This window comes from Sedimenticola thiotaurini (assembly GCF_001007875.1).
GTDB lineage: Bacteria > Pseudomonadota > Gammaproteobacteria > Chromatiales > Chromatiaceae > Sedimenticola > Sedimenticola thiotaurini.
In genome coordinates this window covers 3017795-3033821 of sequence record NZ_CP011412.1, presented here as the reverse complement: position 1 = coordinate 3033821, position 16027 = coordinate 3017795, and the positions used below count along the sequence as shown (strand labels likewise).

At 58.1% G+C, this 16027-nt stretch carries 14 protein-coding genes, 1 tRNA gene and 1 other RNA gene; 6 read left to right on the top strand and 10 right to left on the bottom strand.

Annotation, left to right across the window (positions count from 1 at the left end):
- Positions 1-242: 242 nt before the first annotated feature.
- The 6 genes from AAY24_RS18605 to rplM all read right to left on the bottom strand — a co-directional run bounded on the left by AAY24_RS18605 (position 243) and on the right by rplM (position 3566).
- Positions 243-1232 (bottom strand): porin, encoded by a 990-nt coding sequence (locus tag AAY24_RS18605; RefSeq protein ID WP_052761252.1) that lies wholly within the window; start codon positions 1230-1232, stop codon positions 243-245.
- 438 nt (positions 1233-1670) lie between these two features.
- Entirely contained in the window at positions 1671-2042 is a 372-nt protein-coding gene (locus tag AAY24_RS13885) for a hypothetical protein (RefSeq protein WP_046860200.1), read from the bottom strand.
- 405 nt (positions 2043-2447) lie between these two features.
- Positions 2448-2569: non-coding RNA, RtT sRNA (locus tag AAY24_RS18785), on the bottom strand.
- 41 nt (positions 2570-2610) lie between these two features.
- Positions 2611-2684 (bottom strand) — tRNA-Gln (locus AAY24_RS13880).
- A gap of 37 nt (positions 2685-2721) precedes the next feature.
- Positions 2722-3114, bottom strand: a complete 393-nt coding sequence (gene rpsI / locus AAY24_RS13875) for a 30S ribosomal protein S9 (RefSeq protein ID WP_046860199.1) — start codon at positions 3112-3114, stop codon at positions 2722-2724.
- Positions 3115-3137: 23 nt separating this feature from the next.
- A complete protein-coding gene (gene rplM, locus AAY24_RS13870) occupies positions 3138-3566 on the bottom strand; it encodes a 50S ribosomal protein L13 (protein WP_046860198.1) in 429 nt (142 codons plus the stop codon).
- A gap of 346 nt (positions 3567-3912) precedes the next feature.
- Between rplM and AAY24_RS13865 the strand changes: the two genes are divergently transcribed.
- From AAY24_RS13865 to nspC, 3 genes are all read left to right on the top strand, one after another.
- Positions 3913-5121: a (Fe-S)-binding protein gene (locus AAY24_RS13865; RefSeq protein WP_052761251.1), complete on the top strand. Its 1209-nt coding sequence runs from the start codon at positions 3913-3915 to the stop codon at positions 5119-5121.
- A 221-nt stretch (positions 5122-5342) separates the two neighbouring features.
- A complete protein-coding gene (locus AAY24_RS13860; protein ID WP_046860197.1) occupies positions 5343-6557 on the top strand; it encodes a saccharopine dehydrogenase family protein in 1215 nt (404 codons plus the stop codon).
- Between the two features lie 16 nt (positions 6558-6573).
- The gene (nspC, locus tag AAY24_RS13855; protein ID WP_046860196.1) at positions 6574-7704 is read left to right on the top strand and encodes a carboxynorspermidine decarboxylase; all 1131 of its coding nucleotides are present in this window, start codon (positions 6574-6576) and stop codon (positions 7702-7704) included.
- 18 nt (positions 7705-7722) lie between these two features.
- Here the strand turns inward: nspC and AAY24_RS13850 are convergent, their stop codons facing one another.
- On the bottom strand, positions 7723-8139 hold the full coding sequence (locus AAY24_RS13850) for an OsmC family protein (RefSeq protein WP_046860195.1): 417 nt from the start codon (positions 8137-8139) through the stop codon (positions 7723-7725).
- 116 nt (positions 8140-8255) lie between these two features.
- Here AAY24_RS13850 and crp point away from each other — a divergent pair, with 116 nt between their 5' ends.
- Positions 8256-8909: a cAMP-activated global transcriptional regulator CRP gene (gene crp / locus AAY24_RS13845; protein WP_046860194.1), complete on the top strand. Its 654-nt coding sequence runs from the start codon at positions 8256-8258 to the stop codon at positions 8907-8909.
- Positions 8910-9021: 112 nt separating this feature from the next.
- On the opposite strand, the gene AAY24_RS13840 is transcribed toward crp, so the two are convergent.
- From AAY24_RS13840 to AAY24_RS13830, 3 genes are all read right to left on the bottom strand, one after another.
- On the bottom strand, positions 9022-9957 hold the full coding sequence (locus AAY24_RS13840) for a hypothetical protein (protein ID WP_199930384.1): 936 nt from the start codon (positions 9955-9957) through the stop codon (positions 9022-9024).
- A 68-nt stretch (positions 9958-10025) separates the two neighbouring features.
- Positions 10026-10478, bottom strand: a complete 453-nt coding sequence (locus AAY24_RS13835) for an NfeD family protein (protein ID WP_046860192.1) — start codon at positions 10476-10478, stop codon at positions 10026-10028.
- On the bottom strand, positions 10478-11401 hold the full coding sequence (locus AAY24_RS13830) for an SPFH domain-containing protein (RefSeq protein ID WP_046860191.1): 924 nt from the start codon (positions 11399-11401) through the stop codon (positions 10478-10480). Before AAY24_RS13830 ends, AAY24_RS13835 begins: the two co-directional genes overlap by 1 nt.
- A gap of 270 nt (positions 11402-11671) precedes the next feature.
- Here AAY24_RS13830 and AAY24_RS13825 point away from each other — a divergent pair, with 270 nt between their 5' ends.
- Entirely contained in the window at positions 11672-12718 is a 1047-nt protein-coding gene (locus AAY24_RS13825) for an efflux RND transporter periplasmic adaptor subunit (RefSeq protein WP_046861323.1), read from the top strand.
- Positions 12711-15938, top strand: a complete 3228-nt coding sequence (locus AAY24_RS13820; RefSeq protein ID WP_046860190.1) for an efflux RND transporter permease subunit — start codon at positions 12711-12713, stop codon at positions 15936-15938. Before AAY24_RS13825 ends, AAY24_RS13820 begins: the two co-directional genes overlap by 8 nt.
- Positions 15939-16027 lie beyond the last annotated feature (89 nt).

Sequence of the window (16027 nt, the reverse complement as noted above, 5' to 3'; positions counted from 1 at the left end):
TCCTCGCCAAAACACTCCGTAGGAGCTGCTTCAGCTACAATCCATAGCCGCCAAGAAAGCCTAGTCGCCACTCAAACACCTCCCACGGCCAGCAATCAGGATACGACTCGAAGAAAAACCACCCCACATCCACTGGAGCGATTCAGCAATCAAATCCCTTAACAGTTGTTTTTACGCCCACAAAAAAACGGGACCCGAAGGTCCCGTTCTTTATTACTGCTTTCTAACTGATCGAGATCAGATTAGAAGTCGTGACGCAGGCCCACACCAAAGGTGCTTGCATCGGTGTTAGCAGCGGTTTCCTGCTGAATGTAATCAGCATAGATGCGGGTAGCCTTGCTGAAGTTGTGCTGGATACCGATACCCCAGTTAGACAGATCGGTGTTGATGGCATCCAGATCCCTTTCGCCGTATACGGCGTACAGGGTGTTGTTACCGAAGAAGGCCTGTCCAGCGATAGCATAGGAGTCGGCACCGGTGTTAGGGGTATTGGGCAGATCATCCAGATCTTCGTACTGAGCAATGATCTTGAAGTTGCCGAAGTTGTAGCTACCGGCCAGACCCCAACGGTCGGCCATAGCAAGACCGTTGTCAACGTCCAGGTAGGAGAAACCGACGCTCAACGGACCGTTGTTGTAGTCCAAGCTAACGTTGAAGGCATCGATACCGTCGCTCGGGTCGACAGCAACAGCAGTACGACCGTCATCCATAATCATGGCTGCCTTGGCGCTGAAGCCATTGAAGTCAGGAGAGACATAAGCCACTGCATTGCCGGTACGGCTCAGACCCAGGTAGTGAGCGTTGGAGCTAGCATCCAGACCACCCATGGTAGCCTGACCAGGGTTGACGTTGAAGATATCGGTCTTATCCACAGAACCGTAGTAAGGGGTCCACTGGCGACCAACAGCCACGGTACCGAAGCCACCGGTCAGGCCGACAAAGCCCAGACGACCGTCGATAGCGTTAGCCGGACCGGTCAGACCACCACCTTCAGAGGTGTTGACTGCCCACTCGAACTGGAAGATGGCCTTCATGCCATTACCCAGATCCTCACCACCCTTTACGCCGATACGGCTGGTGTTGGTGATCACGTCCCAAACGTCACCATTGGCGGCGTCGCTGTCGTTATTGACTACGGCAACGTCAGCACGTCCATACAGAGTGGTCTCGGCGCTGGCAGCCATGGGCGCTACGATAGCAGCGGCGATGGCGATAGTAAGAAGTTTTTTCATTAGTAGATTCCCGCTAATTGAAATTGAAAATACGAAAATTGCTGTGCGGGGAAGATACTAGTACTCCCCTGAACGGTTTGCAACCTGTTTTTTTAAAAAAACCACAGTTTCCTGTTTTGTTGTAAAAATACAACGACATTAGAGGCGCTATTTAATTCCTAAGCAGACAAAAATACCGAATGACAGTACTTTAGGGAAATATCAGTACAATCTACTTTCAGTATCAAACAGCCCATATTTCATCTGAAGAATCTACCGGATCGATCAAAAATGGCTGACTGTCTGTTGAATGTCGCTTTTTTGTACTGCTCAAACCACGCCCACCCGGAGAAACCAGCCGAATATTGCACCCAATCAGGTTGAACACCATTTTTTGTCGACACAAAAAAACCGGATGACCAAGATCATCCGGGAAATAGGTATCAGAAATTCGCGGCCTTAGCGTATCCGACCAGCCCCCCGATAGAGCAGATCATGCTGCTGATCATCAATACCCGCGGAAGCAGACGCGCTAGCGGCCTCTCTACCCGCAGCTGTCGCTGGCATTCGGGTGAAGTCCACCTGGGACAAAGATGCACCCCCATAGAGAAGATCACTCTTCAACTCTTCAACACCACCGGATCTGATGGGGCTGGTGAAAGCCTTGCCAGCGGCGGTTGCCGGCAGTCGGGAAAAATCCACTGCAGACGCGGGCGCTTTGCCATAAAGCAGATCCTGACTCAGATCTTCGATACCGCTGGCCAAAGTAGCGCCGGATGCCAGAAAAGTTCCCAGCACAAGCAGGGTGGTGGCGGTTAATTTTTTCATCATTGGATCTCCTGAAGTGTTAATACCGTTAATTGGATTCACTAAAAAAGACCCGGCAAGCTGAGAAGATATTTCAGCCATTTGAGTATTTAGTTGATTCGTCAAACCCGGGCGGTTTATCGGGGATGGGGGATTATTCACCCTTTGGGAACAGCGCTGCACGCCGAACCTCGGTGAAGCTTCTCACCCTCCATACAGCACCTTTTTCACTGCCCATGAAAAAACCCGCCAGAGCGGGTTGTTTCAGGGGTTCTTCGGTTGACTCTGGGCGCATTGACCGGTGGGATGAAATATTCCGAATCAAGGCGAAGATTGAAGGCAATAGCAAAGCTATTGGCAAGATCTTTAACACAGAGTCGGGATATTTCAGCCAGCGGACAACAGTCCACGGGTCGACCGGAGAGCCCCAGTCTGGGGATGGAGGATTATTCGGCCTGCGGCCTCACCCTCCGGGCTCGTCGCTATGCTCCTCGTGGCGCTGCGCGCCGAACCTCGGTGGAGCTTCTCACCCTCCATACAGCACCTTTTTCACTGCCCATGAAAAAACCCGCCGGAGCGGGTAGTTTCAATATGGCTGGGGATGGAGGATTCGAACCTCCACTGACGGAGTCAGAGTCCGTAGTCCTGCCGTTAGACGAATCCCCAAATGTCCGGCGCCACCAGCGGCAGCACCAGGTACAGCTTAACGCTTGGAGTACTGCGGACGCTTGCGCGCTTTGTGCAGACCAACTTTCTTACGCTCCACCTCGCGGGCATCGCGGGTCAGGAAGCCGGCGCGGCGCATCGGGCTGTGCAGCGCCTCATCGTAATCAGACAGCGCACGGGCGATGCCGTGACGGATAGCACCCGCCTGTCCGGTGGTACCGCCACCCTTGACGGTCACTTTGATGTCCACGTTCTTCAACAGGTCAGCCACTTCCAGTGGCTGGCGGACAACCATACGGGCAGTTTCACGGCCAAAGTACTCGTCCAGGGGACGACCATTGACCACGATGTTGCCGCTGCCGGCACTCAGGAAGACGCGAGCAGCAGAGCTTTTACGACGTCCGGTTGCATAATTCTGGGTTTGAGCCATTTTTCTGTTCCGTTATAGGGATTTCAGATATCCAGTGCCTGGGGCTGCTGTGCCTGATGCGCATGCTCGGGGCCGGCAAAGACCTTAAGCTTCTTGAACATCGCACGACCCAGTGGATTCTTGGGCAACATGCCCTTGACTGCGGTCTCGATCACACGCTCCGGCGCCTTTTCCAGCAGCTTTTCCAGACTGATGGATTTCAGGTTGCCGATATATCCGGTGTGATGTTGATACATCTTGTCTTTCATCTTATTACCGGTCACGCGGATCTTTTCCGCATTGACTACCACAATGTAGTCACCGGTATCCACGTGCGGGGTATATTCAGGTTTATGCTTTCCGCGCAAACGGCGCGCAATCTCTGTTGAGAGACGGCCCAGGGTCTTGTCTGTGGCGTCGACCACGAACCAGTCGCGGCGCACTTCTGCGGGTTTTGCACTTACGGTCGTCATCTGACTTGCTCCAGCGGAGTAACAATACTAGCGCTTCAAAAAAGAGCGCGAATATTACCGGACCCCGCGCGCGCTGGCAAGGCCCGGTGAACTATTTATTCAAAAAAAGAGGCGTAGCAGGGGAAGCTACGCCTTTTAATAATATAAACCACCAAAGGAGGATGGAGTACTTAAAAATGCATCTGCATTTAAAGTTTCATAATTTTCTAATATAGTGATTTTTCTGTCAACCCCTATCGTCATCTGCTTTATGAATTGACATCATCCCGCCCTGCCACGACACTCAGCAACCGAAGGACCTCACCCGACCAATCCCAAGGGCCACCCCGACAAACCGGCTTTGATCTTGAAACAGACCACGTCAGACACCGTGAATCACAACGACGCCCTACTGAAAGAGGCTGACCGCTGCGTCAAATGCGGGATCTGTCTGCCCCACTGTCCCACCTACAAACTGACCCAGGATGAAGGTGACTCGCCCCGGGGACGCATATCCCTGATACAGGGAATAGCCAGTGGCGCACTGGACAGTCAACGGGCCCACCGGCATCTGGATCGCTGCCTCGGCTGTCTTGCCTGCCAGTCCGCCTGCCCCTCCGGCGTCGACTACAGCCGCCTGATTGATGGTTACCGGGCAACCCGATCCCAGACCCGCAGACAGCGGATCATCCACTCCCTGATTACCCGACTGCCCTACCAGGGATGGAGCCGAATCGGTTTATGGCTCTACACCCACACCGGTCTGCGTCAGCTGTTGCGCCCGCTGATCGGCAAAAAGATGCGTCGCCTGGACGATCTGCTGCCGAACCGGGCCAGATTGGGCAGTTGGCGCCCACGCTACCCGACCAGCTCCCCTAAACAGGGACGTGTCGGCCTCTTTACCGGTTGCGCGGGACGCATCAGTGATCGACCCGCACTGGATGCGGCTATCGCCGTCCTGACCCGATTGGGATATGAGGTGGTGGTCCCTGAAAACCAGGGGTGTTGCGGAGCCATGCATCAGCACGGAGGCGACCCGACCAGCGCCGAACGCATGAGCAACGTCAATCAACGGGCCTTTGACAACCAGGGACTGGACGCGATTATCTACCTGGCCAGTGGCTGTGGCGCCCAGTTGACCCGCCATCCGTTTGCCGCCCCGCTCTATGAGATCAGCCAATTCCTGAACCGTTGCCACTGGCCGACGGAGTGCCAACTCAACGCTATGGATTGCACTGTTGGGCTGCACTCACCCTGTACCCTTAAATATCCATTGGAACTGACCAATGAGCCGGAACAGCTGTTACGGCGAATTCCCGATCTCCGGCTGGTTTGCCTGGACCAGATCGATTGTTGCGGAGCGGCTGGCAGTTACCTGCTGGAACAACCGGCCATGTCCGATGCACTGGGCTCCCGGGCGATCCGGCAGGTAGCATTGCAGCAGTTGCAGTTCCTGGCCACCAGCAACAGCGGTTGTGCCCTGCAGTTGGCCAGGGAAGTGCGCCAGTCCCCCCAAACGATTCGTACCGTACACCCGGTTGAACTGATCAATCAGAGTCTGAATAACCATCCGTAGCACCCGCTGAAACCCCACGCCAGACACGCGGACGTAATGACTGCACCCTCTTCTACTGTTATGATTGCGACCCTCTTTCAGCACCCGAAAACCAAGCACCCGACCCGGTTCTACGGAGGCTGCAGGTTCGCTCTGAAATGCCGTTCCGGCACACGCGAGGGGAGAGAAGACCACCCTGCGCAGGGTATACCCTTACTAATCCTTTAAGGAATACTAAGACCATGAGTACTGTACTGATTATCGGAGCCGGCGGCGTGGGCCGGGTAGTCGCGCACAAGTGCGCCCAGGTGCCGGAGGTGTTCAGCGGCATCCACCTGGCCAGCCGCACCCGCTCCAAGTGTGACCAGATTGCCACCGAGGTGGCGGAAAAGACCGGCAGAACCATCCAGACCGCTCAGGTGGACGCGGACAAGGTTCCCGAACTGGTGGCGCTGATCAAACAGATCAAGCCGGCCATGGTGATCAACGTGGCGCTACCCTACCAGGATCTGACCATCATGGATGCCTGCCTGGAGACCGGCGTACACTACCTGGACACCGCCAACTACGAGCCGCTGGACGAGGCCAAATTTGAGTATAAGTGGCAGTGGGCCTACCGGGATCGCTTCGAGCAGGCCGGGCTGATGGCACTGCTTGGCTCCGGCTTTGATCCCGGTGTCACCAATGTGTTCTGCGCCCACATGCAGAAACATCACTTCGACCAGATCGACACGGTGGATATCCTGGACTGCAACGGCGGCGACCATGGCTACGCCTTCGCCACCAACTTCAACCCCGAGATCAACATCCGCGAGGTGACCGCCAACGGCCGCTATTATGAAAACGGCAGATGGGTCGAGACCAAGCCCATGGAGATCCATCACACCTTCGATTTCGAGCAGGTCGGCCCGAAAAAGATGTACCTGCTCTATCACGAAGAGATGGAATCACTCTCCAAGAACCTGAAAGGGGTCAAGCGCATGCGCTTCTGGATGACCTTTGGCGATGCTTATTTGAAACACCTGGAGGTGTTCCGCAATATCGGCCTGGACTCCATCGAGCCGATCATGTTTGAGGGCCGCGAGATCGTGCCGATCCAATTCCTCAAGGCACTGTTACCGGATCCGGCCACACTCGGCCCGCGCACCGTCGGCAAAACCAATATCGGTTGTATCGTCAAGGGCAGCAAGAACGGTCAGCCGGTCTCCCGTTATGTCTACAACATCTGTGACCACCAGACCTGCTACCGGGAGACCAACGCCCAGGGCGTCTCCTATACCACCGGCGTACCGGCTATGATCGGCGCCATGATGATGCTGACTGGCAAGTGGATGAAACCCGGTGTCTGGAACATGGAGGAGTTCGATCCCGACCCCTTCATGGCGGCACTCAACCAGCACGGTCTGCCCTGGACCGACGTGGCCACCGACATCGATATCGACGCCCTGCCCGAGTAAGGAGCCGGAAACCGCCATGACCCTCGACATCGCCCGAATCCCCACCCCCTGCTACGTGCTTGAGGAGGAGAAACTGCGCGCCAACCTGGCCCTGATGGACCGGGTGCAGCGGGAGTCCGGCGGCAAGATTATCCTGGCGCTGAAAGGCTACGCCATGTGGAGCACCTTCCCGATCATCCGGGAAGTGTTGCACGGCTGTACCGCCAGTTCCCTGAATGAGGCCCGGCTGGCCGCCGAAGAGTTTGGCAGGGAGGTGCATGTCTACGCGCCCGCCTACAGCGAGGCGGAGTTCCCGGAGATCCTCAAACTGGCCCACCACGTCACCTTCAACTCGTTCAGTCAGTGGCGCCGCTTTGGCCCACAGGCATTGGCGGCCGGTGTCTCCTGCGCCATCCGGGTCAACCCCCAGGTGGCCGAAGTGGCGGTGGATATGTACAACCCCTGCGGCAGCACATCCCGGCTCGGAGTCACCCCCGAGGAGTTCCACCCGGAGGCACTGGAGGGGATCGAGGGGCTGCATTTTCATGCCCTGTGCGAATGCGGCGCAGAGAGTCTGGAGCGGACCCTGGCCGCCTTTGAACAGCGCTTTGGCGAATGGATACCGCAGATGAAGTGGATCAACTTTGGCGGTGGACACCTGATGACCCGTCAGGGTTATGACGTGGAACTGTTGATCCGCCTGGTGCGTGATTTCCGCCAACGCTACGGCGTCGAAGTGTACCTGGAACCGGGTGGCGCGGTCGGCTGGCAGACCGGCCCGCTGGTGGCTTCAGTGCTGGATATCGTGCACAACAACATGGATATAGCCATTCTGGACACCTCGGCCGCAGCCCATATGCCGGACGTGCTGGAGATGCCCTACCGCCCCAATGTACGCGGCGCCGGCGAAGCGGGCAGTACGCCCTACACCTATCGACTGGGGGGCAACACCTGTCTGGCCGGAGATGTGATCGGGGACTACGCCTTTCGACAACCGCTGCAGGTGGGCGACAAAATCGTACTGGAAGATATGATCCACTACACCTTCGTCAAAAACACCACCTTCAACGGTGTCAACCTGCCTTCACTGGCTATCTGGACTACCGACGACCAACTGCGCATGATCCGCACCTTCGGTTACCAGGAGTTCAAGAACCGCTTGTCTTAGGCGGGCACTGCTTCTGGGCTATTCAGCCACCAGCTCAAAATCGTGGCTGATCTCCACCACCTGACCCAGCATGATCGACGCCGAGCAATATTTCTCCGCACTCAACCGCACCGCCCGCTCGACCGCCTTTTCAGTCAGGCCAGGTCCGGCCAGCCGGAAGTGGACATGGATACGGGTGAACACCTTCGGATCGGTGTCAGCGCGCTCCGCCTCCAGTTCCACTTCACAGAGCGTCACCTGATGGCGCCCCTTGCGCAGAATATGCACCACATCGAACTGAGTACAGCCGCCCAGCCCCAGCAGCAACATCTCCATCGGCCGCACACCCAGGTTGCGTCCACCGAAATCGGGCGGGCCATCCATCACCACCGCATGGCCACTGCCAGATTCACCCACCATGAGGGTCTGCTCGACCCATTTTACCCGTGCTTTCATCACATACTCGCAACTTTATAAAGCCCTGGAGACTAGCATAGTTCGACAATCAGGAGGAGCTCACATAGAATCCCAGTGGAACGTTTCATTCCCAGTCCTTAGCCAGAAGGTCGAACATGAGTATTATCAAGCCACCAGAACAGGAACCTGCTTTTCTAAAGCCCTTTCTGTCGTTCTGTCACAGACGCCGCTATCCTGCCAAAACGGATATCATCCATCCGGGCGATCGGGCTGATATTCTCTACTACATCGTCGATGGATCGGTCACCATCCTGATCGAGGATGAAGAGGGCAAGGAGATCATCCTCACCTACCTCAACAAGGGAGATTTTATTGGTGAAATGGGCCTGTTCATCTCCCAACCCAATCGCAGCTCCCTGGTTCGCACCCGCACAGACTGCATGCTGGCAGAGATCAGCTATGTGCGCCTGGAGCAGTTACTCGAAGGTGAGCTGAAGGAACATGCCAAGGATATTCTCTACGCCATCGGCGGTCAGCTGACCCAGCGCCTGATCCACACCAGCCGGAAAGTGGGACACCTGGCGTTTCTCGACGTCACCGGCCGGGTCGCCGGTACCTTGCTGGAGCTGTGTAAACAACCGGATGCCATGACCCACCCTGACGGCATGCAGATTCGCATCACCCGCCAGGAGATCGGTCGCATTGTCGGTTGTTCCCGGGAGATGGCCGGGCGGGTACTGAAGAATCTGGAAGAGCAGGGCCTGGTTTATGTAAAAGGTAAGACTATCGTGGTATTTGGCACCCGCTGATTGGTGACCTGACCAACCTTGTAACAGCTACACTTCCCCGTTTGTGCCAATTGCGCCCTGTACCTGACTTACGGGCACGCAGATCTTTTGTCCAGCCAACCCCAGTATCGGTTTAACGCAGGCCATCTTTAACTGACGTCTTCCGCACCAGGTCATCCTTGCTGCCGAAAACCTTGTCAGGACCTGCGGAGGAGACCTGGTAACTCTCTTCGCCCGGCTCAAAACGGAGCGCCGTTCCCCAGCCGTCCAGCATATCCTGCTCACCGATACCCAGATCCTGCTGCAACCGATCCAGCGTCACCTGGGCCGGATTGAATCCCGAACCGTACTGGATCATCCACACCTTGATGGATCGATTGAGTTGTCCGAGGCGACGATTGGTCTGCGCCAGTTGGGGATCCACCGGTTTGACGGGGGTTGTGGCCAGGGCAGGCTCCTCCGGCTCTGCTGTCAGCATAGGCAGAACCAGCACCAGACCCACGATCAACAGTGCCACTATGCCCGCGCCAATCCAGAGCAGGCGTTTTTTCCGTTGCGCCTCCTCCTGCTCCGGGTCATCACGCTTTACAGCCGTACTCCGCTCCAGGAAGACCCCCACATTTGCCGAATCGTCATCCGGACGGTAAGCCGCACGCTCCCCCTCCTCCAGCACGATCTTCTTGACTCCCTGGGGCTGAACCGCGGTCAGTGGACGGGTCGCCTCCGGATCCATAACCGGCTCTGGCAGGTCCAGCGACAGCGGTTCATCCGTCGTCGCGGCAGCACTCTCTGGCGGGGATTTTTCGGGACTGGGCGTGGCGGCGCGCACCGGGGGACCGATCGGCTCGATGGAACACTCTGCACCACGCGCCCTGACTTTCTCCAGCAGGTGCTCGGCCTTGGACTTTTCCAGCGCTTTTTTGATTCTGAAGCGGTCTCCCTGTATCAAATGTCCCGCCTGCTCCGGCGATATCTTGAGCAGCTGCGCCAAGGCTTCCTGCACCTCTGCGTGCTTGAATCCCTTGCGTAGTTTACCGCTGAAAACGAGTCGATAGTTCGGAGTAGTCATTGTTCTGGTTATTGTCAGGACCGGGAAAAATCAGCCCAAGGCTAGCACATCATTTCCCGGTCATTCCACTAAGTCTCCCGCAATTTCTCCACTTGCAACACTACGCCATCCACACCGACCACTTTTATCCGGGTTCCGCTCGGGCAGTCGGCACCCTCAATTTTCCAGATAGTATCATCCACTTTGATCTTGCCGCGTCCGTTCACCACCGGTTGATCCAGAGTGAATACCCGGTCGATATACTGTTCGCCACGGCGGTTCAGCCGCGGTTGATCACTGGGGGTGGGGTGTTTCAGCAGGTAGAGCCGCCAGGCCACGATACTGCTGACACTGAACAGGGCAAAAAACAGTACCTGGATCTCCCAGCCCAGTCCCGGTACCAGCAGGGTGGCCAGGCCGACGATACCTGCCGAGATGGCCATCCAGAGGAAGAAGGCGCCGGGCGAGAACACCTCCAATACCACCAGGATCACCCCCAGCACCCACCAGTGCCAATAGGTGGCGGCATCAAACAGCTCCATCACGGTTCACCCCGATTCGATTTTCCGACCGCCTCCCGGGCCAGCTCGGCGATTCCCCCAACCGAACCGATCAGGCTGGAAGCCTCCAGCGGCATCATGATCAACTTCTGGTTGGGTGCAGAGGCGATATCCTTCAGCGCCTCGGTATACTTCTGGGCGACAAAGTAGTTGATCGCGTTCACATCACCCTTGGCGATAGCCTGGGATACCATCATGGTTGCCTTGGCCTCAGCCTCGGCCAGGCGCTCTCGCGCTTCCGCCTCCCTGAAGGCGGCTTCCCGCTCACCTTCCGCCTCCAGAATGGCAGCCTGCTTCTCGCCTTCCGCCTTGAGAATCTCGGCCTGCCGCATACCCTCGGCCTCCAGGATCTGGGCACGCTTCTCCCGTTCCGCCTTCATCTGGCGCGCCATGGCATCCACCAGATCCCGGGGCGGCGAGATATCCTTGATCTCGATACGGGTCACTTTGATACCCCAGGGGGTAGTGGCATCATCCACCACCGCCAGCAGCTTGGCGTTGATCTGGTCACGCATGGAGAGCAGCTCATCCAGATCCATCGAGCCCATCACGGTCCGGACGTTGGTCATGGTCAGATTCAGGATCGCGTGGGTCAGCTGACTCACCTCGTAGGCGGCCTTGGCCGCATCCAGGACCTGGAAAAAGACCACGCCATCCACAGTCACCATGGCGTTGTCTTTGGTGATCACCTCCTGGGAAGGCACATCCAGCACCTGTTCCATCATGTTCAGCTTGGCCCCGACACTGTCCACCAACGGAATGATCAGGTTCAGTCCGGGACGTAGCGTCTTGGTATAGCGGCCAAAGCGTTCCACCGTATACTCCATGCCCTGGGGCACCCGTTTGACCCCCAGGGCCACGATCACCACCGCCAATACCAGCACCGCTACGGAAAAGAGTTCCATTGATATTTCTCCATGACTTAAGATCCGCCCGAGTATACCCTGCCGCCATTGCGGCGCATATGGTCACTGCATAACCCATAATTGGAAACTATTTCCCCGGAAAAAAACAGGGAGATGTGACCGCTCCATCCCTACCGCGGACCGGCCAGCCGCGGTAAGATAGACGCGGTTGGGAGCAGCCCGATAAACCGCAACCATCTGAAAATGAAACCATTCTCGTAGACGCAGCAATTCAGATTTATGAAACGCTGGCGCAATGAAGGACCCCCGATGCGATCCCTAACGTTCTCCCTGTTACTCTTTCTTGCCTTTCCGGTCAGCTCCACCTTTGCTGCCGACAAGCTGGCAACCGACACGGCTCAACGGGTCACCATGCCCCGTGAATACCGGCTGGATGGCGTGGTGGAAGCGATCAACCAGTCCACCGTGTCGGCCCAGACCAGTGGACAGGTGGTGGAGATTCTGGTGGATGTGGACGATTTCGTCGAACAGGGCGAGACCATCATCCGGCTCAAAGATACCGAGCAGCGCGCCCGACTGGAGCAGGCCGAAGCCGATTTGAAAGCGGCCGATGCGGTGCTGCAGGAGGCCAGCCGCGACTACGAACGCACCCGTGAGATCTTCCAGCGTAAGCTGGTGGCCCAATCCGCCATGGATAAGGCAACCGCCAACCTGAAGGCGTCGAAAGCACGGCAACAAGCCGCTGTGGCCGCCCTCAACCAGGCGCGGGAGCAGCTGGAATACACCCGCATCCGGGCGCCCTATGCCGGCATCGTCACCGAGCGCATGATCGAGATCGGCGAGACCGCCTCACCAGGCCAGCAGCTGATCAGCGGCATCTCGGTGGATCAACTGCGAGTCTCGGTTGATGTACCCCAGAGCCTGATTCCAGCCATCCGGCAGCAGCCCGACGTTCGCATCATCTTGCCAGATGGGCGCAGTGTAGAAGCCACCAAGGCAACCATTTTTCCGTTTGCCGATGCCGCCAGCGCCACTTTCAAGGTGCGCCTGAAACTGCCGGATCAAATACCGGGACTGTTCCCGGGCATGCTGGTGAAAACCCGCTTCCAGATCGGCCAGATGGAGGAGTTGCTGATCCCCACCGCCGCGGTGGTCTATCGCAGTGAAGTGACAGCCGTCTATGTGGTGGATGCCGAACAGCGGATCACCCTGCGCCATATCCAGACCGGCCAAAAACGGGGCGATGACCGCATCGCAGTCCTCTCGGGGCTGGAAGAGGGCGAGCGGGTAGCCCTCGATCCGATCAGGGCCGGCAGCCTGCTGAAACTCCAGTTGAAGGGTTCCGGCAATGAGTAAGCTGGGTATTTCGGGCCGTATCGCCGAACGTTTTCTCTCCACCGAAATCACCCCGCTGCTGGCCCTGGTGGGTCTGTTGCTGGGTGTGTTCGCCATCCTGGTGACACCGCGCGAGGAAGAGCCCCAGATCAATGTCACCTTTGCCGACATCTTTATTCCGTTCCCCGGCGCCAGCGCCATCGAAACGGAAAACCTGGTCGCCACACCGGCAGAACAGGTGCTGTCTGAAATCGAGGAGATCAAGCACGTCTACTCCATCTCCCGACCGGGCATGGCGATTATTACGGTCCAGTACAAGGTGGGCGTCGAACGCACCGATGCCATCGTGCGGCTCTATAACAAGATATTCTCCAACCAGGACTGGCTGCCGGAAAATCTGGGGGTAGGGCAACCGATCATCAAGCCAATGGGCATTGACGATGTGCCGATTGTCACCCTGACGCTGCGCTCCGACAACCCCACCACCGGCGCCTATGAGCTGGGCCAGGTGGCACACGCCATTGAATCGGAGCTGAAACGGGTAACCGGCACCCGGGATATCTACACCATCGGCGCCCCCACCCGGATAGTCAGCGTGCGCCTCAACCCGGAGGCACTGGCCGGCTACCAGATCAACCTCAACCAGCTACGCCAGAGCCTGCAGGCCGGCAACAGTGTCCGGGATGACCTGAACATCACCCGGGATAACCGGGAGGTGCTGGTACAGGCCGGCAGCTTCCTCACCAACAACGAAGAGATCGGCAACCTGGTGGTTACCACCCACGCCGGCAGACCGGTATTTCTGCGCGACGTGGCGGAGATCCGCCAGGGACCGGATCAGCCGGATCAATATGTCTGGACAGGCACCGGTCCCGGCACCGCAGCGGATCAGCAGATATCCGGTGGCACCACCCCGGCAGTTACCATTGCGGTGGCCAAAAAGCCAGGCACCAATGCAGTGGATATCAGCGATGCGGTGATCCAGCGTTTTAACCAGCTGAAGGGCACATTCATCCCCAGTGACGTGCAGGCCACCGTTACCCGTAACTACGGTGAGACCGCCGACACCAAGGCCAAACTGCTGATCAGCAAGCTCATCTTCGCCACCGCATCGGTGGTACTGCTGGTGATGTTTGCCCTGGGCTGGCGTGAAGCATTCATCGTCGGTTCCGCAGTCGTGGTCACCCTGGCCATCACCCTGTTCGCCTCCTGGGCCTGGGGCTTCACCCTCAACCGGGTCTCACTGTTTGCGCTGATTTTCTCCATCGGTATCCTGGTGGATGATGCCATTGTGGTGGTGGAGAACATCCATCGCCACCTGACCATGGGTGGCCGCAGCCTGCTGCAGGCGATTCCGGCGGCCGTGGACGAAGTGGGCGGCCCCACCATCCTGGCGACCTTTACCGTGATCGCGGCACTGTTGCCGATGGCCTTTGTGACCGGACTGATGGGCCCCTACATGAGTCCAATCCCCATCAACGCCAGCATGGGTATGCTGATATCACTGGTGGTGGCCTTTGTATTTACCCCCTGGCTGACCCGCAAGGCCCTCGGCCACATGGCAAACGAACAGGGCGATGAAGGGTCGCACGACAGCGCGATCAGTCCACTCGCCCAGCGGGTCTTTCAACGGATCATGCCGCCGTTTCTGATCGGCAGACGGGGCCGGGCCATGCGCTGGCTGCTGTTGCTCTCGGTACTGATCCTGATTGCCGGCTCGTTTGCCCTGGTAGCCACCCAATCGGTGGTGCTGAAGATGCTGCCGTTCGATAATAAATCCGAGTTCCAGGTGATGCTGGACATGCCTGAGGGCAGCAGTCTGGAGCGCACCGCCCAGGTGCTGGACAACATGGGACGCTACCTGAGCACGGTGCCGGAAGTCGCCAATTACCAGGTCTATGCCGGCACCTCCGCCCCCATCAGTTTCAACGGCCTGGTGCGCCAGTACTACCTGCGTGAAGGGGCACACCTGGGGGATATCCAGGTAAATCTGGTGGACAAGAAGTTGCGGGATCGCCAGAGCCACGACGTGGCCCTGGCAGTACGCGCCCCGCTGCAGGAGATCGCCCGGCAGTTTGATGGCAACGCCAAGATCGTCGAACTGCCTCCCGGCCCGCCGGTTCTCTCCCCGCTGGTGGCGGAAGTCTACGGTATCGACTACAAGGGGCAGATTCAGCAGGCCAAGGCGTTGCGGGAGCTGTTTGCCGATACGGCGGATATCGTGGACGTGGATGACTCGGTGGAGTTCCCGTCGGAAAAGATCATCCTGCAGGTGGATCGGGCCAAGGCGGCCCGGCTCGGCATCGCCCAGTCGGAGATCACCCGCACCCTGGGCATGCTGCTGACCGGTGAGGATGTCAGTTACCTGCATGGGGAAAATCTCAAGTACGCGGTGCCGATCCGGGTTGAATACAGCCCCGGAGACAAAACCGATCCGATCCAGCTGCTGACCTTGCGACTGCCGGGGGCGGACGGCAGGCAGATCCCCCTGTCGGAGATTGTCACGCCGCTACCGAGCCAGCGCGCCCACTCCATCTACCACAAGGATCTGCTCCCGGTTGTCTACGTGACCGCCGACGTGGCGGGTGAAACAGACAGCCCGTTGTATGGCCTGTTCGCCATTTCCGAGCAGCTAAACCAGTCCGACGGCCTGGCACAGTGGTTCCTGAGCCAGCCGGACGACCCCTACGAGTACAGCCTGAAGTGGGACGGCGAGTGGCAGATCACTTACGAGACATTCCGCGACATGGGCATCGCCTACTCGGTCGGCCTGCTGCTGATCTATCTGCTGGTGGTGGCACAGTTCCGCTCCTACCTGGTGCCATTGGTGATCATGGCTCCAATCCCGCTGACCCTGATCGGCATCCTGCCGGGCCATGCGGTATTGGACCGGCAGTTCACCGCCACCTCCATGATCGGCATGATAGCCCTGGCCGGTATCATCGTGCGCAACTCCATTCTGCTGGTGGATTTCGTCAACCAGGAGGTGCGCAAGGGTATGCCACTGGCCGAGGCGGTGGTGCTGTCGGCGGTGGTGCGGGCCAAGCCGATCATCCTGACCGCACTGGCGGCGATGGCCGGCGCCTTCTTCATCCTGGATGATCCGATCTTCAGCGGTCTGGCGGTCTCCCTGATCTTCGGCCTGTTTGTCTCCACCCTGCTCACCCTGGTGGTGATACCGGTGGTCTATTATGCGGCGATGGAGAAGCGCATCGACAGGATCATCTCGACGCCGGAGTGATGCCGGATCGGGTAGCCAGAACCGGCCCGCCGGGGTACGCAGCGCGCCCCGGCGGTGTTATGGAAATGCCGCAGGGTGAGCACGCTTTG